The organism is Curtobacterium sp. PhB25 (genome assembly GCF_004365375.1).
Taxonomy (GTDB): Bacteria; Actinomycetota; Actinomycetes; order Actinomycetales; family Microbacteriaceae; genus Curtobacterium.
On the sequence record NZ_SODR01000003.1, the window covers coordinates 37,962 to 58,255 of the forward strand.

At 71.3% G+C, this 20,294-nt stretch carries 21 protein-coding genes; 4 read left to right on the forward strand and 17 right to left on the reverse strand.

What is annotated here, in order from left to right; translation table 11 throughout:
• Positions 1 to 66: 66 nt before the first annotated feature.
• Positions 67 to 1,257 (forward strand): class I SAM-dependent methyltransferase, encoded by a 1,191-nt coding sequence (locus EDF51_RS06930; RefSeq protein WP_134194333.1) that lies wholly within the window; start codon positions 67 to 69, stop codon positions 1,255 to 1,257.
• On the opposite strand, the gene EDF51_RS20410 is transcribed toward EDF51_RS06930, so the two are convergent.
• The 5 genes from EDF51_RS20410 to EDF51_RS06955 form a co-directional block, all read right to left on the reverse strand.
• The gene (locus EDF51_RS20410) at positions 1,250 to 2,023 is read right to left on the reverse strand and encodes a DUF4190 domain-containing protein (protein ID WP_134194334.1); all 774 of its coding nucleotides are present in this window, start codon (positions 2,021 to 2,023) and stop codon (positions 1,250 to 1,252) included. The genes EDF51_RS06930 and EDF51_RS20410 overlap by 8 nt on opposite strands.
• 89 nt (positions 2,024 to 2,112) lie before the next feature.
• Positions 2,113 to 3,168 carry a tRNA (adenosine(37)-N6)-threonylcarbamoyltransferase complex transferase subunit TsaD gene (gene tsaD, locus EDF51_RS06940; RefSeq protein ID WP_134194335.1) on the reverse strand — a complete coding sequence of 352 codons (1,056 nt, stop codon included), beginning with the start codon at positions 3,166 to 3,168 and terminating at the stop codon, positions 2,113 to 2,115.
• The gene (gene rimI, locus EDF51_RS06945; protein ID WP_243837089.1) at positions 3,155 to 3,712 is read right to left on the reverse strand and encodes a ribosomal protein S18-alanine N-acetyltransferase; all 558 of its coding nucleotides are present in this window, start codon (positions 3,710 to 3,712) and stop codon (positions 3,155 to 3,157) included. The genes tsaD and rimI overlap by 14 nt, the downstream gene beginning before the upstream one ends.
• Positions 3,709 to 4,344 carry a tRNA (adenosine(37)-N6)-threonylcarbamoyltransferase complex dimerization subunit type 1 TsaB gene (tsaB, locus tag EDF51_RS06950; protein WP_111083432.1) on the reverse strand — a complete coding sequence of 212 codons (636 nt, stop codon included), beginning with the start codon at positions 4,342 to 4,344 and terminating at the stop codon, positions 3,709 to 3,711. The genes rimI and tsaB overlap by 4 nt, the downstream gene beginning before the upstream one ends.
• A 24-nt stretch (positions 4,345 to 4,368) precedes the next feature.
• Entirely contained in the window at positions 4,369 to 5,535 is a 1,167-nt protein-coding gene (locus EDF51_RS06955) for a Fic/DOC family N-terminal domain-containing protein (RefSeq protein ID WP_134194336.1), read from the reverse strand.
• Positions 5,536 to 5,699: 164 nt separating this feature from the next.
• Between EDF51_RS06955 and EDF51_RS06960 the strand changes: the two genes are divergently transcribed.
• Positions 5,700 to 5,942: a hypothetical protein gene (locus tag EDF51_RS06960; RefSeq protein ID WP_131845965.1), complete on the forward strand. Its 243-nt coding sequence runs from the start codon at positions 5,700 to 5,702 to the stop codon at positions 5,940 to 5,942.
• Positions 5,943 to 5,983: 41 nt separating this feature from the next.
• Here EDF51_RS06960 and EDF51_RS06965 read toward each other — a convergent pair whose 3' ends face one another.
• The 8 genes from EDF51_RS06965 to glmS all read right to left on the reverse strand — a co-directional run bounded on the left by EDF51_RS06965 (position 5,984) and on the right by glmS (position 12,679).
• Positions 5,984 to 6,478, reverse strand: coding sequence for a hypothetical protein (locus EDF51_RS06965; protein ID WP_131845964.1), 495 nt, complete (start codon positions 6,476 to 6,478; stop codon positions 5,984 to 5,986).
• 38 nt (positions 6,479 to 6,516) lie between these two features.
• Positions 6,517 to 7,125: an NAD(P)H-dependent oxidoreductase gene (locus EDF51_RS06970; RefSeq protein ID WP_134194337.1), complete on the reverse strand. Its 609-nt coding sequence runs from the start codon at positions 7,123 to 7,125 to the stop codon at positions 6,517 to 6,519.
• Between the two features lie 64 nt (positions 7,126 to 7,189).
• Complete coding sequence (locus EDF51_RS06975; protein ID WP_134194339.1) at positions 7,190 to 7,660, reverse strand: GNAT family N-acetyltransferase; 471 nt, start codon at positions 7,658 to 7,660, stop codon at positions 7,190 to 7,192.
• Between the two features lie 11 nt (positions 7,661 to 7,671).
• On the reverse strand, positions 7,672 to 8,190 hold the full coding sequence (gene tsaE / locus EDF51_RS06980; protein ID WP_235035784.1) for a tRNA (adenosine(37)-N6)-threonylcarbamoyltransferase complex ATPase subunit type 1 TsaE: 519 nt from the start codon (positions 8,188 to 8,190) through the stop codon (positions 7,672 to 7,674).
• Complete coding sequence (gene alr, locus EDF51_RS06985; RefSeq protein WP_166673506.1) at positions 8,187 to 9,353, reverse strand: alanine racemase; 1,167 nt, start codon at positions 9,351 to 9,353, stop codon at positions 8,187 to 8,189. Before alr (EDF51_RS06985) ends, tsaE begins: the two co-directional genes overlap by 4 nt.
• Entirely contained in the window at positions 9,350 to 10,453 is a 1,104-nt protein-coding gene (gene alr, locus EDF51_RS06990; RefSeq protein WP_134194341.1) for an alanine racemase, read from the reverse strand. The genes alr (EDF51_RS06985) and alr (EDF51_RS06990) overlap by 4 nt, the downstream gene beginning before the upstream one ends.
• Positions 10,450 to 10,824: a holo-ACP synthase gene (locus tag EDF51_RS06995; RefSeq protein WP_123293157.1), complete on the reverse strand. Its 375-nt coding sequence runs from the start codon at positions 10,822 to 10,824 to the stop codon at positions 10,450 to 10,452. Before EDF51_RS06995 ends, alr (EDF51_RS06990) begins: the two co-directional genes overlap by 4 nt.
• 7 nt (positions 10,825 to 10,831) lie before the next feature.
• The gene (gene glmS / locus EDF51_RS07000) at positions 10,832 to 12,679 is read right to left on the reverse strand and encodes a glutamine--fructose-6-phosphate transaminase (isomerizing) (RefSeq protein WP_123936953.1); all 1,848 of its coding nucleotides are present in this window, start codon (positions 12,677 to 12,679) and stop codon (positions 10,832 to 10,834) included.
• Positions 12,680 to 12,749: 70 nt separating this feature from the next.
• Between glmS and EDF51_RS07005 the strand changes: the two genes are divergently transcribed.
• Positions 12,750 to 13,235: a glutathione peroxidase gene (locus EDF51_RS07005; protein ID WP_111083439.1), complete on the forward strand. Its 486-nt coding sequence runs from the start codon at positions 12,750 to 12,752 to the stop codon at positions 13,233 to 13,235.
• A 27-nt stretch (positions 13,236 to 13,262) separates the two neighbouring features.
• On the forward strand, positions 13,263 to 14,207 hold the full coding sequence (coaA, locus tag EDF51_RS07010) for a type I pantothenate kinase (RefSeq protein ID WP_123293155.1): 945 nt from the start codon (positions 13,263 to 13,265) through the stop codon (positions 14,205 to 14,207).
• 229 nt (positions 14,208 to 14,436) lie between these two features.
• Here coaA and glmM read toward each other — a convergent pair whose 3' ends face one another.
• The 4 genes from glmM to EDF51_RS07030 all read right to left on the reverse strand — a co-directional run bounded on the left by glmM (position 14,437) and on the right by EDF51_RS07030 (position 20,247).
• A complete protein-coding gene (glmM, locus tag EDF51_RS07015; protein WP_123936954.1) occupies positions 14,437 to 15,810 on the reverse strand; it encodes a phosphoglucosamine mutase in 1,374 nt (457 codons plus the stop codon).
• 22 nt (positions 15,811 to 15,832) lie between these two features.
• Positions 15,833 to 16,318: a 30S ribosomal protein S9 gene (gene rpsI, locus EDF51_RS07020; RefSeq protein WP_111083442.1), complete on the reverse strand. Its 486-nt coding sequence runs from the start codon at positions 16,316 to 16,318 to the stop codon at positions 15,833 to 15,835.
• 37 nt (positions 16,319 to 16,355) lie between these two features.
• On the reverse strand, positions 16,356 to 16,802 hold the full coding sequence (gene rplM / locus EDF51_RS07025) for a 50S ribosomal protein L13 (protein ID WP_071259898.1): 447 nt from the start codon (positions 16,800 to 16,802) through the stop codon (positions 16,356 to 16,358).
• Between the two features lie 331 nt (positions 16,803 to 17,133).
• Positions 17,134 to 20,247: an ExeM/NucH family extracellular endonuclease gene (locus EDF51_RS07030; RefSeq protein WP_208321828.1), complete on the reverse strand. Its 3,114-nt coding sequence runs from the start codon at positions 20,245 to 20,247 to the stop codon at positions 17,134 to 17,136.
• Between the last annotated feature and the right edge of the window lie 47 nt (positions 20,248 to 20,294).

A 20,294-nucleotide genomic window follows, 5' to 3' on the forward strand; every position in this document is an offset into this window, starting at 1 on the left:
CTGGCACTCGGTCAATCCGAGTGCCAGCACATCAGGGGAACATCCAGCACCTGGGAGGATCGGGACATGGAAGCCGCCGAACTCGCCGCACTGCTGACCCCCGACGGGATGGCCCTGCTCGACCGTACCCCCGGCGTCTCGGACGGCGGCGAGATCGTCCGGGTGGTGTCGCGGCTCCGTGCCGAGGGGCACGACCCGCAGCTCGTCGCGGCGGTCCTGACCCAGGCAAAGCTCCGGCAGAAGGCCCGTGGCAAGTTCGGCGACTTCGCCGGACGCATGCTCTTCACCGAGGCCGGACTCGAGCAGGCCACCCGCCTGCAGGTCGCCGCGCAGCACGCCGGGCGCTTCGCCGCTGCCGGGCTGACCCGGGTCGCCGACCTCGGGTGCGGGATCGGCGGCGACGCGATGGCGATGGCGGCCCTCGACCTCGACGTCACGGCGGTCGACCGTGACGAGGTCACCGCGGCGGTCGCCACGCACAACCTCGCGGTGTGGCCGAACGCCCGGGTCGAACTGGGCGACGCGGCCTCGTTCGACGTCTCGCGCGTCGACGGCATCTGGATGGACCCCGCACGTCGGACCTCCGGCCACTCCGACACCCGCCGGCTGGCCGACCCGGACGACTGGTCACCCTCGTTGGACACCGTGTTCGCCACCGCGACGACGACGCCGACCGGCGTGAAGCTCGGGCCGGGCATCGACCGCGACCTGATCCCGGACACCGCCGAGGCGCAGTGGACGTCCGTCGACCGCGAGGTCGTCGAGCTCGCGCTGTGGTTCGGACCCCTCGCCCGGCCGGGGATCCGCCGAGCGGCGACCGTCATCGGTGCACACGGCATCGCCGAGATGACCGGCCCGGCAGACTCCGAGGACGCCGAGGTGGGGCCGCTCGGTTCCTACCTGTACGAGCCGGACGGCGCCGTCATCCGCGCACGGCTCATCGGCGACCTCGCCCGCACCCTGGACGGCCACATGCTCTCCGACGGGATCGCGTACGTCACCTCGGACCGTGCCGTGTCGACGCCCTTCGCCCAGGGCTTCCGGGTGCTCGACACCATGCCGCTCGACGTGAAGCGCCTGTCAGCGCGGCTCGCCGCCGACGGCATCGGCACCGTCGAGATCAAGAAGCGCGGCGTCGACGTCGACCCGGCGCAGTTCCGCAAGCGCCTGCGGCTGCGCGGGACCGGTCGTGTGACCCTCGTGCTCACCCGGCTGGAGGGCCGGCACACCGCGATCCTGTGCGAGCGGCTCAGCTGAGGAACGCGCCGGTCCCCGAGTCGTAGCCGTAGTCGGAGTACGAGCTCTGGCCGATCACGCCGAGGAAGATGATGAAGGCGATCCAGATCAGCCAGACGCCGGTCATCACCCAGCCGGCGATGATGCCGGTCAGGGCGAGCCCTCGGCCGGCCTCACCGTTCTGCTTGATCTTGCCGAGCGCGACGTGGCCGAGGATCGCGCCGGCGGGGCCGAGCAGGATCGCGATGAACCACATCGGGACGGCGGCGAGACCGAACACGATCGACAGGATCGCCAGGGTGTTCGTCTTCGGGCGCTGCGCGTAGGGCTGGTAGCCCGTCGCACCGTAGGCACCCGCGGGCGCGTACGGCTGCTGCTGCGGCTGCGCGTAGGGGTTCTGGCCGCCCTGCTGCTGCGCGTACGGGCTCTGCTGACCGTACGGGTTCTGGGCGGCACCGTACGGGTCCTGCGGCGCCTGCGGTGCCGAGTACGGGTTCTGCTGCGGCTGCTGCGGAGCCGCGTACGGGTTCGACGGCTGCGGCTGGCCGTACGGGTTGGACTGCTGGGGCTGGCCGTAGGGGTTCGGCTGCTGCGGTGCCGCGTACGGGTTCGACGGCTGCTGCTGCCCGTACGGGTTGGACTGCTGCGGCTGCTCGGGAGCCGACCGGGCCTGGGGTGCGTCGGGGGCCTGCGGTGCATCCGGTGCGGGCGTCCCCTCGGGCTGCCCGCCGGTCGTACCGCCCGGCGTCGTCTCGCCCGGCTTCGGCCACTCGTTCTGATCGGACACCGTCCACCCCTCTCGGCGCCCGGTCTCTCCGACGCCACGTGAATCCTCCCACAGGCACCCGAGGGCCGACCGGTCGGAGCCCGGACGGTTCAGACCTGGACGGTCGTCACCGGCAACGTCGAGTCGGCCGCGATCCCGAGGTCGCTCGGCGCGTGCCCCTCGGCGACCAGGCGTGCGCCGACGGCAGCGATCATGGCGCCGTTGTCCGTGCACAGGTCGAACGGCGGGATCCGCAGCTGCACCCCCGCAGCGGCGCACCGCTCCTCGGCGACCTGCCGTAGCCGAGCGTTCGCGACCACACCGCCACCGAGCAGGAGCCGGTCCACGCCGGTGGCGCGGCACGCGTTCAGGGCCTTGGTCAGCAGGACGTCGACGACGGCTTCTCGGAAGCTCGCCGCGACGTCGGCCACGGGCACCTCGCGCCCTTCGTCGCGGCAGCGCTCGACCCAGCGGGCGACGGCGGTCTTCAGTCCGGAGAACGAGAAGTCGTACCGGTGCGCGGCCAGGTCCTTCGGCAGCGTCAGGCCGCGGGGGAACCGGATGGCCTTCGGGTCGCCGTCCGCTGCAGCGCGGTCGATCTGCGGCCCGCCGGGGTACGGCAGGCCGAGCAGCCGTGCGACCTTGTCGAACGCTTCACCCGCGGCGTCGTCGATGGTCTCGCCGAGCAGTTCGACGTCGCCGACCAGGTCCTTCACGAGCAGCAGCGAGGTGTGCCCGCCGGACACCAGCAGCGCGATCGTCGGCAGCTCGATGTCGCTGCCGTCCGTGCGCAGGACGTCGGCGCCGACGTGCCCGACCAGGTGGTTCACGCCGTACAGGGGCTTGCCGGTGGCGACGGCGAGCGCCTTCGCGGCACCGACCCCGACCATGAGCGCGCCCGCCAGCCCCGGCCCGGCGGTGACCGCGACGGCGTCGAGTTCGTCGAGGGTGACCCCGGCCCGCTCGAGTGCCTCGTGCAGCGTCGGGGTCATCGCCTCGAGGTGGGCCCGCGCGGCGACCTCGGGCACGACGCCGCCGTACCGGGCGTGCTCGTCCATGCTCGACGCGATGACGTTCGCGAGCAGGGTGCTCCCCCGCACGATGCCCACGCCCGTCTCGTCACAGCTCGTCTCGATGCCGAGTACCAGTGGTTCAGCCACGCTCATCGAGCGCCTCCTGTCCGATCGGGCCGACGGTCGACGCCGTCGGCGTCGGCGCCGCGTCTGCTGCGACCGGCAGCTCCGCCCGCATCACCCACGCGTCGACGCCGTCCGGCTGGTAGTAGCGGGGCCGGGTCGCGATGTGCTCGAACCCGAACGCCGTGTACATCGACTGCGCCACGGGGTTGTCGGCGCGGACCTCGAGGAACACCTCGCGCACACCGCGGCGACGGGCCTCGTCGAGGAGGTCCGTGAAGAGCACCCGCCCGAGTCCCTTGCCGCGCTGCTCGGCTGCGACCGCGATGGTCTGCACGTCGGCGACCGGGTTGCCCGCCAACGAGGACAGTCCGGCGTACCCGACGACCGACGGCGCGGCCGAGTCGTCGACGGTCTCGATGACGACGTAGTACCCGTGCGGCGAGTACAGCTCGCCCGACATCTGCGACGCCGACCAGGCGTCCGTCGGGAACGAGACGTGCTCGAGCCACATGATGTCGTCGAGGTCCTGCGGGTGCGCCCGCCGCAGGCGGAGCCCGTCCGGCACCGTCACTGCTTCACCCGCTTCGGCGCACCCGGCACCGTGACGTCGGGTTCCCGCAGGTAGAGGGGGGTGTCCTGGTCGAACCCCGCGCCGGACCGCAGGCGGTCCGCGGCGAGTGATCCGAGCCTCCAGGCAGGGATGGACAGGGCCGTCACGCGGTCCCAGCCCACCGCTTCGGGCCGGGAGGCACGGATCGCCTCGTCGAGATCGGCCGGCCTGGCGAGACCCGGACCCGCAACGCGCGTGCCGGTCTGGTCGTACGCACTCCAGTAGACCTCGCGCCGGCGGGCGTCCGTCAGGACGACGAACGGTCCGTCCCGTCGGCCGTCGCGCTCGTCGGCCGCGACCGCGTCGTGGCTGACGAGCGGCAGGACGGGCACGCCGACCGCGGCGGCGAAGGTGCGGGCGGCGGCGATCCCGACGCGCAGACCGGTGAACGGGCCGGGGCCCATGCCGGCGACGACGCCCGTGACGTCCGCGCCGGTGATGCCGGCCTCGGCGAGCGCCTCGGCCAGGAACGGGCCGATCACCTCGGCGTGCCGGCGGCTGTCCTCGGTGTCGCGGGTGGCGAGGGGCGTGCCGGTGGCCGGGTCGACGACGGCCACGGACGTTCCGGCGGAGGTGTCGATGGCGAGGAGCACCCGTCCATCGTAGGCGGGGTGGGATCAGGTCTCGTCGAGGCTGCCAGCGACCGCGTTCCAGATCTCGTCGGCACGCCACCGCTCGCGTCCGCCTCGGCCCGAACGCCCCAGCGACCGGAGCCAGCCGTACTCCTCCGCGCGGCGGAGGAGGGACGAGGCCGTCGGCTGCGAGACGTCGAGCGCACGCCGGACGGACGTGACCGTCACGACCGGGTTCCTGAAGACCACGTCGACGAGCCCAGGGAGGGCCGAACGCTCCGTTCGCGAGGCCAGGCGGTACCGCTCGCGGATCTCGACGAGCTTCCGGATCCGTTCGGCGCTGTCGTTCGCCCGGACGGTCACCGCCTCCGCGAAGAACTGGATCCACTCGTCCACCTCCCCGCGCTCCCGGACAGCCTGCAACCGCTCGTAGTACTCCGTGCGGTGCTGTTCGAAGTAGCCCGAGATGTGCAGGATCGGCGCCGGCAGGATGCCGTCCGCGATGAGCGAGAAACCGATCAGGAGCCGGCCGATCCGGCCGTTACCGTCGAGGAACGGGTGGATCGTCTCGAACTGGTAGTGCAGCAGCGCACACTTCACGGTCACCGACATCGTGTCCAACCGTCCGTTCACGAACCGCTCCCAGTCGTCGAGCGTGTCCGGCAGGTGGTCCTGGTGCGGTGGGATGAAGCGTGCGGTTTCGGGCCGAGCGTTCGGTGATCCGATCCAGACCGGCGAGCGGCGGAGCTCTCCAGGAGACTTCTCGTCGCCGCGCACGTCGCGCATGAGGGTCTCGTGCAGCGCGCAGATGAACCGCTGCGTGATCGGCAGGTCCGCGAGGAGGTCGACGCCCTCGCGCGCCGCTCGTAGGTAGTTGTCGACCTCACGAAGGTCGTCGTCCAGGATCTCGTCGTCGTTCTCGACGCTGAGCACATCGCTCAGCGACGCTTTTGTGCCCTCGATCCGCGAGCTCGCAAGGGCTTCCTGTGCCATGGATGGGCCGAGCAGCAGTTCCGGCTCCTGCACGAGCTGCCCGAGCCCGGCCAACCGGCCGATGGCGATGTCGGCGCGTGACACCGCAGCGTTCGTCACGGGCTCGAGGACGAGTTCGCGTGGGAGGGGTGCAGGCAAGAAGTAGGCGTGCGGCCACTCGGACAACGGACGCGTCGTGAGTGTGCCGAACCGATCTGAACGGAAGTCTTCTCGGCGCATCTCCTCATCATAAGCAAAGTACCCTCCGCCCTATAACTTCGGGTCGAACTTCCAAGCACCCGCACGTGGGGAGCGCGGGGACGTTCGATCCGTCATGCTGTCTCGGGAGCGTCGCCCCGGCTCTGCAGATGGATCACTGGACGTCGCGATCCGCCTCAAGCCCCGTGCAGGAGGTCCAACGCCCGACGAGCGAAGGCGAGTCCTTCGCTGTCGTCCGGACACACAGCCTGCACGGCCTCGTCATCCTGATCGGGCTGACGGCGGGTACCGTGCTCGGCGGGGTGACGGGTGCGCTGCTCGCGGTCTCACTCATCGCAGCCGACTCGGGCATTGTGCAGGTCTGGAACGGCGAGGACGCACCGCCCCCCTGGCGGCAGAAGCGTCACGAGACGGTCCCGATGTGCTGAGCCGTCCCGGGGCCGCGGGGCGCAGGAGCCAGGCGCGGCGGCTAGTCGAAACGGACCGTGCTGGTGGGCGACGTCGCGCCCGTACGCGTCGCGGCCTCGTCCGCTGCTTCTCGGAGGTGCCGCAGCCGGGACCGCACACCGCCGTCTTGGCGACGCAGGACGATCGCGACGTCCGCCACGGACATCCCCGCGGCCGTCATCGCCTCGAGCCCAGTGTCCTCCTGCTGCGTCCACGGCGCGTAGGCGGCGGGCCGGTCGAGCCGAGCAGCGTCGACCTGCGGGTTGCCGGTCGGTGCAGCCCGGACCACCAGCGGGGACGGTGCTTCGTCCGTTCCGGACGTCGTGGCGACGGCCGGCGCCGGCGTCGGCGTCGACTGCGGGCCGGTCGCCCGGACGTCCAGGCAGGCGACGGCAGTCACCGGATGGCGTGCCACGACCGCTCCTGCGGGCGACCGGAACACCAACTCGGTGTCGTCACGGTCCACCGTGCCGACCTCCACGTCGCTGAAGCCGCCGGTGTCGAGGACGATGCGCATGGTTCCCCCCGTTCGCGCTCACCAGATCTGCTGCGAGGCTACCGTGCGCCGGCCGGCTCACGGTCGACGACCGCCCGACGGACACCCTCCACCGCCGCGGCGACCGCGCGCTCGCGGGCCTCGGCGTCCTCGGTCTCGGAGTCGTGCACGAACACAGTGGCGCCCCGGCGGGCACCGCAGAAGTCGACGATCCCGTGCTCGACCTGCGTCCGGAGCGCCTCGGCGTACCCGTGCCGTTCGTACACGTCGGCGTCGTCACCTGCGATCGGCACCAGGTGGACGGTGAGCCGTCCGAGCGCCCGACGGATGCCGCCGTGCGGGTCGACGTCGAACGCCCAGCCGTTCACGAACACGCGGTCGATCCACCCCTTGAGCACCGCGGGCACGGACCACCACCAGACCGGGAACACGAGGACGAGGTCGGTGGCGCGGTCGATGCGCTGCTGCTCGGCGACGACGTCGGCCGGCGCGTCCGTACCGGTCCGGTAGGTGTGCCGGTCGGCCAGCGTGAACCGCGGGTCGAACCCCTCGGCCGCCAGGTCGGCGGTCTCGACCGTCCCGGCCGGCAGGGCGTCCTGCAGGCGAGCCGCGAGGTGGTGGGTGAGCGAGTCGGGGTCCGGGTGGGCGGTCACGATGAGCGTCGGCACACCGCATCCTCCCGGAGCCGGCTGGGCGGCACCGGGACGCCCGCTGTCGCCAGGCCGTGCCGGCTCACACTGCGGTCAGGTCGAGGGACCAGGCGACCTCGTGCGCGAACTGCCCGGTCCGCCGGAACGACCGGACCTGGTGCGTGTCGGCCATCACGGCCGCCAGGTCGTCACGGTCGGCGGGGGTGAACCCGAGCGACTGCCAGAACGGACCGGAGCGCCGCGAGAACAGCCACGCCCGTCGCGCGCCCGTGGTCGCGGCGTGGTCGACGGCGAAGCGTGCGAGTCGGGTGCCATGGCCGAGCCCCCGGAGGTGCGGCGCCACCGCCACGCTGCGGACGAGCACGTGGACACCGTCGGCGCTCGTCTCGTACCCGGTGCTGCCGACCACGCGGCCGTCGTCGGCACGGTCGACCCACAGCCGGACGGTCGGCTCGAGACCGGCAGGGTCGAGGCCAGCACGGTCGAGACCAGCGACGGTCAGGTCGGCACCGACGAGGAAGGTGCGGAGGTCGTCGACCGCACCGGTGTCCACGCGCTGCAGAGTCAGAGGTCGACGCCCGTCCAGCGCGGGCCCGTCGCGGTGACGACGACCCGGCGCGGCTCGTCGGTCACGTCGTCGGGATCGACGTCGTCGTCGGCCCCGCGGTCGGCCGCGTCGGCTCCGGTGGCACGGGTGATCTCGACGTCGAGCACGCTGTCACTGATGCCGTCGACCATGCCGCGGCCCCACTCGACCACGACGATCGACGCATCCCAGTCGAGGTCGAGGTCGTCGAGCTCGACGGGGTCGGACAGCCGGTACGCGTCGACGTGCACCAGGTCCGGGCCGACGGTGGTGGGGTGCGTCCGGGCGAGGACGAAGGTCGGGCTCGACACCTGACCACGCGCGCCGAGGGCAGCGCCGAGGCCACGGGTCAGCGTCGTCTTGCCGGCGCCGAGCGGCCCGGTGAGCACGACCAGGTCCCCGGCACGCAGGACCGCGGCCAGCCGCGCCCCGAGCTGGCCCATCGCATCGGTGCCGTCGACGGCGGTGTCCAGCAGGACCCGAGCGGCGCCGGTCACGACTGGTCGCCCCGCAGGTACTCCCCGACGTGTCCCTCGATGTCGTGGCCCTCGTAGAACCGTGGCACGCGGGTCCCGATGCGGCAGACGATCTCCTCGCCGATGGTGCCGAGCGAACGGCCCCAGTCGAGGACGGTCATCTCGTCGTGCTCGCCGGTGCCGAACAGCGTCACGGTGTCGCCGGTCTGCACGTCGTCGTCGCCGACGTCCACCAGGAACTGGTCCATGGCGACACGGCCCGCGATCGGGTAGCGCTTCCCGCCGATCGCCACCTCGATGCGGCCCTGCGCCAGACGGGGGACGCCGTCCGCGTACCCGACGGGCACGAGCGCGAGGGTGGTCTCCGAGGCGGTGCGGTACGTGTAGTCGTACGAGACGCCGGTGTCGACGGGCACCCGCTTGGTCTTCGCGACCGACGCCGTCAGGGTCATCACGGGTTCGAGCCCGAGGTCGGCCGCCGAGACACCGTCCGCGCCGGGGATGCCGAACAGGTTCGCGCCCATCCGGACCATGTCCTTGCGGAACTCCTTGCGCTCCAACCCGGCGAGCGAGGCGGCGACGTGCTCCATCGGGAGGTCGAGTCCGAGGTCGTCGGCCTGCTCCACTGCGGCGTCGAAGAGCGCCACGGCGTCGGCGTCGTCCTGGTCCGAGGACTCCGCCAGGTGCGTGTACGCCGCGACGACCTCGATGCGGCCGGCACGCTGGGCGTCCAGCGCGAGCGACACGAGCGCCGGCCAGGCCGCCGGGGTCGCTCCGTCGCGGTGCAGCCCGGAGTCGAAGCCGAGGTGCACGCGCGCGGGTCGCTGGTCGACGGCGTCGATGACGCGCTGTAGCTCCGGGACGTTCGAGACACCGAGGTCGACGGCGGAGTCGATGGCGTCGCGGAAGTCCAGGGCGGGGTCGTGCTGCCAGGTGAAGAGGTGGACGTCCTCACCGACGCCGATCGACCGCAGACGCAGGGCCGCGGGGACCGTGAGCACCCCGATCCACCGGATGCCGGCGTCCACCGCGGCAAGCGCGATCGGCTCGAGACCGTGGCCGTACGCGTCGGCCTTCATGATCGCCATGACCGCGACGGGGTCCATCCACTCGCGGACCAGGTCGAGGTTCGCGCGGTAGGCGTCCAGGTCGATCCGTGCCTGGCGCAGGGGTGCGGAGCTCACGTCGTCCTCCGGTGCACGCTGTGGCCGACCCGGGCGACCACCTCGTAGTTGATGGTGCCGATCGCGGCGGCCCAGTCCTCGACCGCGGGGTCGCCGTTCGCCGGGTCGCCCCAGAGCACGGCTTCGTCGCCGATGCTGACGTCGGCGTCGCCGATGTCCACGTGCATGGCGTTCATCGCGACCCGGCCGACCACCGGGAACGTGCGGTCGCCGATGCGGACCGACACCCGGTTGCCGAAGTCGCGGTCGAAACCGTCGGCGTACCCGAGACCGATGACGGCGAGGCGGGTGTCGGTCGACGCCCGCCAGGTGTAGCCGTAGGACACGCCCTCGCCGGCGCGGACGTCGACGGTGCGGAGCACGGCAGCGGTCACACGCATCGCCGGACGGAGGCCGAGGTCGGCCGACGTGCGGTCGGTGAACGGGCTCAGGCCGTACAGGGCGAGTCCGACGCGGGACAGGTCGCGGCGCGTCTCCGGCACGGCGATGCTCGCGGCGCTCGCGGCGAGGTGCACCAGGTCGGGCACGATGCCGTTGGCGGCGAGGCCGTCGAGTGCGCGCTGCAGTGCGGCGTCCTGGTCGAGGTCGTCCGTGCGCGACGCGTTCGACAGGTGCGACATCAGCCCTTCGACACGGGTGCGGTTGCCACCACGGGCGAGAGCCCCGGCGGTCGCGAAGAGTTCGGTCCACTCGGATTCGACCGCACCGTTGCGGCTCAGGCCGGTGTCGACGCAGATGTGCACGGCGCCGACCTCGGAGTCGGCAGCGGCGGACAACTGCTCGACGCTCGACACCGCCGGGGTGATGCCGTACTGCGCTGCCCGGCGGAAGTCCTCGTCGGGGGCGTGCAACCACGCGAGGATCCGGACGTCCTCGTCGATGCCGCCCTGACGGAGCGCGACGGCCTCGTCGATGTCCGCGACGCCGAGCCACTCGGCACCGGCGTCGACGAAGGCCCGTGCGGCGTCGAGCGCGCCGTGGCCGTAGGCGTTGGCCTTCACGACCGCGATGACGCCGGCCGGTGCGACCTGCTCGGCGATCGTCGCGTAGTTCTCGATCAGCGCTTCACGATCGACCGTGATGCCGGTGAACGCACTCACTTCGTTGTTCCCTCCAGGACCACGAACGCGGTCGCGATGCCTCCATCATGCGAGAGCGACAGGTGCACGCTCGTCACGCCACGCGCATCCGCCACCTGTCGCGCCTGTTGGTGCAGCGTCAGCGACGGGTTGCGCTGGTCGTCCGACACGACCTCGAGGTCCTGCCAGCTGAGCCCCGCACTGGAGCCGAACGCCTTGATCAGGGCCTCCTTGGCCGCGAACCGCGCAGCGAGCGACGCGATCGGCCGTTGTTCGCCGTCGCGGACCTGCTCGGCCGGGGTGAACAACCGCGCACGCATCGCCGGCGTGCGCGACAGCACCCGTTCGAACCGCTCCAGGTCCACCACGTCGACCCCGATGCCGATGATCATCGTGCGACTACTCGACGGTGACCGACTTCGCGAGGTTGCGCGGCTGGTCGACGTCGAGGCCCTTGGCCGCGGCGAGCTCCATACCGAACATGTGCAGCGGTGCCACGGCGAGCAGCGGCTCGAACAGCGGGGTCGCGAGCGGGATGCGCAGCACCTCGTCGGCGAAGGGCAGCACGGCGGCGTCGCCCTCTTCCGCGATGGCGATCACGCGAGCACCACGGGCGCGGATCTCCTGGATGTTCGAAACGACCTTCGGGTGCAGCGACCGCGGGTCACGCGGCGACGGCACGATGACGAAGACGATCTGTCCGGGCTCGATGAGCGCGATCGGGCCGTGCTTGAGCTCACCTGCGGCGAAGCCCTCGGCGTGGATGTACGCGAGCTCCTTGAGCTTGAGCGCACCCTCGAGCGCGATCGGGTAGCCGACGTGGCGACCGAGGAACAGCACGCTGCGGGTGTCCGCCATCCAGCGCGCCAGGTCCTTGATGCCAGCGGCGTCCTCGATGGTCTGCTGCAGCTTCGGGGCCAGGCCCTCGAGCTCGGCGACCTGCTCGGCGATCTGCTCCGCCGTCATGGTGCCGCGAAGGGTGGCCAGGTGCAGCCCCAGGAGGTACAGCGCGACGCCCTGGGCGATGAAGGCCTTCGTCGACGCGACGGCGACCTCGGGCCCGGCGTGCGTGTAGATCACGGCGTCGGACTCGCGCGGGATCGTCGCGCCCTGGGTGTTGCAGATCGACAGCACCTGCGCGCCCTGCTCGCGGGCGTACTTGACGGCCATGAGCGTGTCCATGGTCTCGCCGGACTGGCTGATCGAGACGACGAGGGTGCGGTCGTTCAGCACCGGGTCGCGGTAGCGGAACTCGTGGGCGAGCTCGACCTCGACCGGGATCCGGGCCCACTGCTCGATGGCGTACTTGCCGAGGATGCCGGCGTACGCAGCGGTGCCGCAGGCGATCACGATGACGCGGTCGACCGTGGCCAGGCGCTCGGCGATCGGGTCGAGGTCGGTCAGGGTGACGGCACCGTCGTGCACGCGGCCGAGGATCGTCTTGGCGACGGCCTCGGGCTCCTCGCTGATCTCCTTCGCCATGAACGAGGACCAGCCGCCCTTGTCGGCCGCGGAGGCGTCCCAGTTCACCTCGAACTCGCTCGGGGTGGCCGGGGTGCCGTCGAAGTGGATGACGTCGACGCGGTCGGGGCGGATCGTGGCGATCTCGTCCTGCCCGATGGCGAGGGCACGCTGCGTGTAGGCGACGAACGCGGCGACGTCCGAGCCCATGAAGTTCTCGCCGTCGCCCAGGCCCACCACGAGCGGGGAGTTGCGACGGGCACCGACGACGACGCCGGGCTGGTCGGCGTGCACGACGAGGAGCGTGAACGCCCCGTCCAGTCGCTGCACGGCCTGCTGCATGGCGGCGGTCAGGTCACCGGTCTCGCGGAACGCCCGACCGACCAGGTGCGCGGCGACCTCGGAGTCGGTCTCGCTGCGGAACTCGATGCCCTCGGCCTGCAGCTCGGCGCGCAGCTCGGAGAAGTTCTCGATGATGCCGTTGTGGATGAGGGCGAGCTTGTCGCCGTCGGCCAGGTGCGGGTGGGCGTTGCCGTCCGTCGGGCCGCCGTGGGTCGCCCAGCGGGTGTGCCCGATGCCCGTGGTGCCGTCCGGGATCGGCGACGACTCGAGCTCGTCGACGAGGGCCTGGAGCTTGCCCGCCTTCTTGGCGGAGACGAGGTCCCCCGCAGGATCGACCACGGCGATGCCCGCCGAGTCGTAGCCGCGGTACTCGAGGCGACGGAGGCCACCGAGGAGGACGTCCTGGCTGCTGTTGCTGCCGACGTAGCCGACGATTCCACACATGGAAGCGATCCTACGGTCTGCCTGAGCGCGGACCCTGCGAAGCGGCAGGGCTGGGGATAACGTTTCGGCCATGGGACGCTTCGACGACATCGCCATCACCACGCTGCACGGTGAGGACACCACATTCGGTTCGTTCGCGGACAAGGCGGTGCTGGTCGTGAACGTGGCGTCGCGGTGCGGTCTCGCTCCGCAGTACGAGCAGCTCGAGGCCCTCCAGAAGCAGTACGGCCCACGCGGCTTCACGGTCCTCGGGTTCCCGAGCAACCAGTTCCTGCAGGAGCTCGGCTCGTCCGAGGCCATCGACGAGTACTGCTCCACCACGTGGGGCGTCACCTTCCCGATGTCCGAGAAGGTCAAGGTGAACGGCAAGAGCGCGCACCCGCTCTACCAGGCGCTCAAGGAGACCCCGGACGCCGACGGCAAGGCCGGACGGGTCAGCTGGAACTTCGAGAAGTTCCTCGTCGCCCCCGACGGCACCGTCTCGCGCTTCCGTCCGACCACGAAGCCGGACGCTCCCGAGGTGATCGCGGCCATCGAGGCCGCCCTGCCCGCCTGACGGTCACCCGTCTGTACGCTCGTCCCCATGCCGATCCCGGAGACCGCCGTCGCGCACCCGACCCCGTTCGTGGAGATCCCGCGGCACGAGTGGTCGCAGCTCGCACCCAAGGAGCACCTGTCGCTCACCGAGACCGAGATCGTGCAGCTGCGCGGGCTCGGCGACCGGTTGGACATGCAGGAGGTGCAGGAGGTCTACCTCCCGCTGTCACGGCTGCTGACGCTCTACGCCGCCGGTGCTCGGAACCTGCACGCCGAGACGAGCCGGTTCCTCGGTGACCGCGCCGGTCGCACGCCGTTCGTCATCGGCGTCGCGGGCTCCGTCGCCGTCGGCAAGTCGACCGTCGCCCGACTGCTCCGCGAGCTGACGAAGCGCTGGCCGGACACCCCGCGGGTCGAGCTGGTGACCACCGACGGCTTCCTGTACCCGAACGCCGAGCTCGAGCGTCGCGGGATCATGGACCGGAAGGGCTTCCCGGAGTCCTACGACCGTCGCTCCCTGCTGCGGTTCGTCAGCCAGGTGAAGAGCGGCGCGACCGAGGTCCGGGCACCGTACTACTCGCACCTGGTCTACGACATCGTGCCGGACGCCGAGATCGTCGTCCGCCAGCCGGACATCCTCATCGTCGAGGGCCTGAACGTGCTCGCCCCGCCGGTGCACGGGCGGCTCGCGCTGTCCGACCTGTTCGACTTCACGATCTACGTCGACGCCAAGACCAAGGACATCGAGGCCTGGTACGTCGACCGGTTCCTGGCCCTGCAGGAAGAGGCGTTCTCGAGCCCGGACTCCTTCTTCCACCGGTTCGCCTCGCTGTCGCGCGACGACGCGGTCCGGACGGCGACCGAGGTCTGGCGGGCGATCAACGAGCCGAACCTGCTCGAGAACGTCCTGCCGACCCGGTCCCGGGCGACCCTGGTGCTGAAGAAGGCCGCCGACCACAAGGTGAACTCGGTCCTGCTCCGCAAGATCTAGCGCGGGCGCGCGCGGGTGCGCGCGGGCTTGCACCCCGGTATGGGTGTCGCGCCCCCAAGAGTCGGGGCGCGACGACCGCAGCGGGGCGCGCGACGCAAGCGGGGCGCGACGCGGTCGCGTGCTCGCCCGATTGCGCCCCGGTACGGGCATCGCGCCCCCAAGAGTCGGGGCGCAACGACCGCAGCGGGGCGCGAACGCGGCGCGCGCGCAGCGCGAAGTCGCGCCCGCCCTACGCGGCGTCGAGCGCCAGGCGCTCCTGCACGACGGCGGCGAGCTCCTCGGCGATGCGCTGGGCGTCGTCCTGGGAGGCAGCCTCGACCATCACGCGCACGACCGGCTCGGTGCCCGACGGACGGAGCAGGACGCGACCGGTGTCACCGAGCGCTGCTGAAGCCGCGGCGACCGCGTCCTGCACGCCCTGGTCGGCGAGCCCGTGGCGGTCGACCCCGCGCACGTTGAGCAGCACCTGCGGGAACACCGTCATGCACGAAGCGAGCTCCTGCAGCGACTTCCCGGTGCGCGCCATCTCGGCGACCAGGTGCAGCCCGGTCAGGATGCCGTCGCCCGTGGTGGCGTACTCGTTGAAGATGATGTGGCCGGACTGCTCGCCACCGATGGAGTAGTCGCCCTCGTTCATCTTCTCGAGCACGTAGCGGTCGCCGACGCCGGCCTCGATCACGGTGATGCCCGCATCCGCCATGGCGCGCTTGAGCCCGAGGTTGGACATGACCGTCGCGACGAGGGTGTCGTCCTTCAGCCGGCCGCGCTCCTGCAACGACAGCGCCAGGATCGCCATGATCTGGTCACCGTCGATGGCGTTGCCCGCGGCGTCCACCGCCAGGCAGCGGTCGGCGTCGCCGTCGTGCGCGATGCCGATGTCCGCGCCGGCAGCCAGGACGGCGCGGGACAGGTTGTCGATGTGGGTCGAGCCGACGCCGTCGTTGATGTTCCAGCCGTCGGGCTCGGCGCCGATGAGCGTCACGCGGGCCCCGGCGTTCACGAACACCTCGGGCGAGACGCCGGCGGCAGCACCGTTGGCGCAGTCGAGCACGACGTGGATGCCGTCGAGCCGGTGCGGCAGCGTGCCGAGCAGGTGGACGACGTAGCGGTCCTCGGCGTCGGCGAACCGGGTGATCCGGCCGACGTCGATGCCGGTGGGGGTCGGCGCGGAGTGGTCGTGCATGGCCGCTTCGATGCGGTCCTCGACCTCGTCCGGCAGCTTGCGACCACCCGTGGCGAAGAACTTGATCCCGTTGTCCGGGGCGGGGTTGTGCGACGCGGAGATCATCACGCCGAAGTCGGCGTCGATGTCCGCGACGAGGAACGCCGCAGCGGGAGTGGGGATGACCCCGGCGTCGAGCACGTCGACGCCGGCGGAAGCGAGCCCGGCCGCGACGGCGGCACCGAGGAACTCGCCGGAGACGCGCGGGTCGCGCGCCAGGACCGCGCGCGGGCGCGGTCGACCGGACGCCCGGCGGGCGTCGGCATGGTGTCCGTGTGTGAGGACGGCCGCGCTCGCCTGGGCAAGACCCAGTGCGAGCGCGGCCGTCAGCTCGCCGTTGGCGAGACCACGAACCCCGTCGGTACCGAACAGACGCGGCATTGCGATCTTCAGCCGGTGACGACTAGCGCTTCGAGAACTGCGAAGCCTTGCGGGCCTTCTTGAGACCGGCCTTCTTGCGCTCGATGACGCGGGCGTCACGGGTGAGGAAGCCGGCCTTCTTGAGGGTCGCGCGGTTGTTCTCGCGGTCGATCTCGTTCAGCGTGCGGGCGATGGCGAGGCGGAGTGCGCCGGCCTGACCCGAGGGGCCGCCACCGGTGATGCGGGCGACGACGTCGTACGAGCCGAGGAGCTCGAGGACCTTGAACGGGTCGTTGATGAGCTGCTGGTGCAGCTTGTTCGGGAAGTAGTCCTCGAGCGAGCGACCGTTCACGACGAACGTGCCGGAGCCCGGAACGAGGCGAACGCGCGCGATGGCCTCCTTGCGGCGCCCGACGGCACCGCCGGAGACGTTGAGGATCTGACGGGGAGCGGCCTCGGCAGCGGCGGGTGCGCTCTCCGTGGTGAAGCTCTCCGGGGTCTGGTCGAGGGAATCAGCGATCTGAGCCATGAGTTTCTCTATGTCCTTGAAGTCGTCGTGGCCGGAACTACTGTGCGACCTGGTCGAAGATGTACGCCTTGGGCTGCTGCGCGGAGTGCGGGTGCTCCGCGCCGGCGTAGACCTTCAGCTTCTTGAGCTGCTCGCGACCGAGGGTGTTCTTCGGCAGCATGCCGCGGATCGCCTTCTCGACGGCGCGGGTGGGGTGCTTCTCGAGCATCTCCGGGTAGGAGGTCGCCGTGAGGCCGCCCGGGTAGCCCGAGTGGCGGTAGTAGACCTTCTTCGCGAGCTTCGACCCGGTCAGGGCGACCTTGTCGGCGTTCACGATGATGACGTAGTCACCCATGTCCATGTGCTGGGCGAAGGTGGCCTTGTGCTTGCCGCGCAGGAGCGCCGCGGCGTGGGTGGCGAGACGGCCGAGGACGACGTCGGTCGCGTCGATGACGATCCAGTCGTGCTGGACGTCTGCCGGCTTCGGTGAGAACGTGCGAGTCACAGGAGTGCTGCTTTCGTGTCGAGGTGAGGAGTCCGTGAATCCCACTCCGGTCGGGGTTCCCCGCGGCAGAAGCCGGCGGAACGCCCGGATGGAGGGCTCATCTGACTGTCCGGCGCGCGTGGCGCACAGACCAAGGTGAGAGCCTAGCCGACGCGGGTCGCGTCGGTCAAACGCAGCTACTGCCGGACGGGAGGCACGTGGCGGCCTGGCCACGGGCCTCCCGTCCGCACTGGGGTCGCGCCCACCCCCGCATGGTGAGCAGCAATGGTCGGGTCGCGCACGGCGAACCCGACCATTCCTGCTCACGAAGTGCGCCCGTGGGGCGTGGGGGCTACTCTGCGGCCGCCGCCTTGCGACGGCGGACGATCAGCACACCCGCGCCCGCGGCGAGCAGCAGGAACGCGATGAGCGCACCGACACCGAGGCCCTCGGCACCCGTGAACGCGAGCTGCCCGTCAGCGGTGATCGTGATCGGGGTCCAGCCGATCAGGCTCCCGTCCGCGGCCGTCACCGCGAGGCGGTGTGCACCAGCGGGGGTGTCCGACGGGATCGTGACGCGCACCGTGCCGTCAGCGCCGACCGTCACTGTGCCGAGCAGCGTCGGCGTCGAGTACAGCCACACGTTCACGACGTCACCCGCGTACTGCGTACCGACGGTCACCGTGATGGTCTCCCCCGCACGAGCCGACGACGGCGCCGAGACGCTCCCGCGGTTCGCGTCGGTCAGACCGGTCTCCGACGGGGCCACCGGCGGCACCGCTCCCGGAGCCGACGGGGTCGGAGCGGGAGTCGGCTTCGACGTGGGCGTCGGGGTCGGGGTCGTGCCGCCGTCACCCGGCGTCGGGGTCGGGGTCGGCACCGGGGTCGGGTCGGTCCCGGGGTCCGTGCCCGGGTCGGTGCCCGCAGCATCGAGGTCGAAGCCCACCAGGATCGGGTCGTGGTCGCTCGCGCGGAACACGTCGTCGGTGTACAGGTCCGACGCGTTGTAGTTGTAGCGGCTGTACTCCAGACCCACCGACTCGACCGAGTTGATGTTCCAGATGTCCACGCCCGTGACCGTCTCGGTGGCGGCCGGGGACGCGAACACGTGGTCGAGCGACCCGCTCAGGCCGGAGAACACGTACGAGTACTCGGTGGCGTCGAGCGCCGGGCCGAGGTCGGTGTAGCCGGCGTCGTCGAGGACGACCACCGGGTCCTCCTTGCTGTAGGCGTTGAAGTCGCCGAGCATGAACACCTTGTCGGTGCCGTACTGCGCCTGCATGTCGGTGGAGAAGGTCACGAGGGCCTTCGCCTGGCGCACCCGGTCGGCGTTCGAGGCGCCCTGGCCGTCACCCTGGTCGGCGTTCTCGCCGGTGCCGGAGCCCTTCGACTTGAAGTGGTTCGCGATCACCAGGAAGTCGTCGTCCGCGGTGCCGCCGACGGGGCGGAACGCGTCCGCGACGGGCTGCCGGGCGTTCGTGAAGGCGTCGTCGAGCAGGATCGTCGACTCGCCGACGGGTTCGACGCGGTCCTGCTTGTAGATGAGCGCGAGGCGGATGACGTCCTCGCTCGCCGGGACGGTCGCGGGCGACTTCGCGTAGGCCCAGGTGTCCTCGCCGGTGGCGGCGTTCAGGGCGTCGACGAGCGTGGCGACCGCGGCGTCCCGGTCCTGGCCGAAGCGCGCCGAGTTCTCGATCTCCTCGAGCGAGACGACGTCGGCACCGAGGCCGTTGATCGCCTTGACGATCTTGACCTGCTGGCGCAGGAAGTCCTCTTCCTCGGCAGCACCGCGGGCGTCGCAGCCGGAGTTCACCGTGACGGGGTCGCCCGCACGGTCGGTGTAGTACGAGCAGCCGGTGAGCTGGTCACCCGTGGTCGGGAAGTAGTTCAGCACGTTGAACCCGGCGAGCTTGAGGTCGCCGCCGACGTCCTGCGGCTTCGCCTGGCGCACGTTCGAGAACGACGCGGGCAGGTCCGCCGCCGGGGTCGCACCGGTGATCGGCGCGGTCGGCTGGAACTTCCACCCGCTGTTGCGGTAGTCGAGGACGACCGGACCCTCGAACGTGGCGGTCGCACCGACGGTGACCGGGCCCTGGGTGAGCCAGGACACCGGGATGCCCTGGTTGGCCTTCGTCAGGAAGTTGGTGCTGGCACCGTCGTCGAGCGTGACCTTGCGCGCGGCGTTGGACGCCGCGGCGGCCGTCGCCTCGGCGCTGCCCGGACGACCGACCTCGGTCGGCTGGACGAGGCGGCCTGCACCGCTGGCGAGCACGACCTCGCCGTACTGGTTCGTCGTGTAGTTGTCGGCGACCGTGAAGGAGCCCTGCGGGGCGATGAGCATGCTCTCGAGCGACTCGCGCTGCGCGTCCGACGACGGGAACGCGACCGCGGCGGGCTGCGGAGCGACGACGGCGTCGCTGAGCTTTTCGAGCGAGGATGCCCCCGACACCGTCAGCTCGGTCAGGCCGAAGTACTCGGAGACCGCACCGGTGACCCGCACGTGGTCGCCCTCGGCCACCAGCCCGGCGGTCGCGGACGAGAAGACGAAGACGGCGTCGGACGCGGTGTGGGTGCCGAAGTCGATCGCGCCGCCGGTCCCCGGGGTCTGGATCGTGTAGCCGTTGAAGCCGCCGGACGCGTACACCGCGGTGACGACACCGTCGGTGGTGACGGTCTTGCCGGCGTAGGGCGAGGTGTCCGTGGCGCCCTGCAGCTGGGCGATGGTCACGGCCTCGGCGGGGGTGCCGGGGTCCGTCGGCTCCGTCGGATCGGTCGGGTCGGTGGGCTCCGTCGGGTCGGTCGGCGCAGCCGTCTCACCCGCGGCGTTCCGCGGGGTCAGGGTCGTCGTCAACGAAAAGTCCGCGCCGTTGTCGTCGGTGTCCGCCGTGCCCTGGCGGACCAGGCCGTTCGGCATGGCGTTCGCACCCTCGACGGTACGCACGGTGCCCTCGTACGTGTTCGAGGCGCCGTAGCCGAGCAGGTCGACGACGCCAGCGGTGCCGGTCGCCACGGGACCCGCGGCGAGCGCCACCGGCGTGGCGGCGTCGGACAGCACGAGCGTGCCCGTGGTTCCGGACGGGTTCAGCGAGGCGGTGTCGTCCGCCGTCGGCAGGTCCGCACCGACCGCGGTGGCCCCACCGTTGCCGGCCATCGACACCAGGAACGTGCCCTCGGCCGGCACCGTCCCCTCGAGCGCGCTCGTCGAGAAGGCGCCGGTGCTCGTCGCCGAGCGGTACTGCAGCGACCAGCCGTCGAGCGGCACCGGGGCGTCGGTCGGGTTGCCGATCTCGATGAACTTCTGGTTGTAGAAGGCGCCGTTGCTGCCCGCCTTCAGGTAGGCCTCCTCGATGACGAGGCCACTCCCCTCGGGGTTCGCGGTCGCTGCGGTGACGGTGACGAGCGGGGCCGCGAGGAGTGTCGCGGCAGCCGTGGCGCACAGCAGAGTGCGCCCGAGGGAGTTGGGCATGCCCGCACGTTACCGACCTGCGGAGTCCCTCAGGTTTCGCGCAGGTG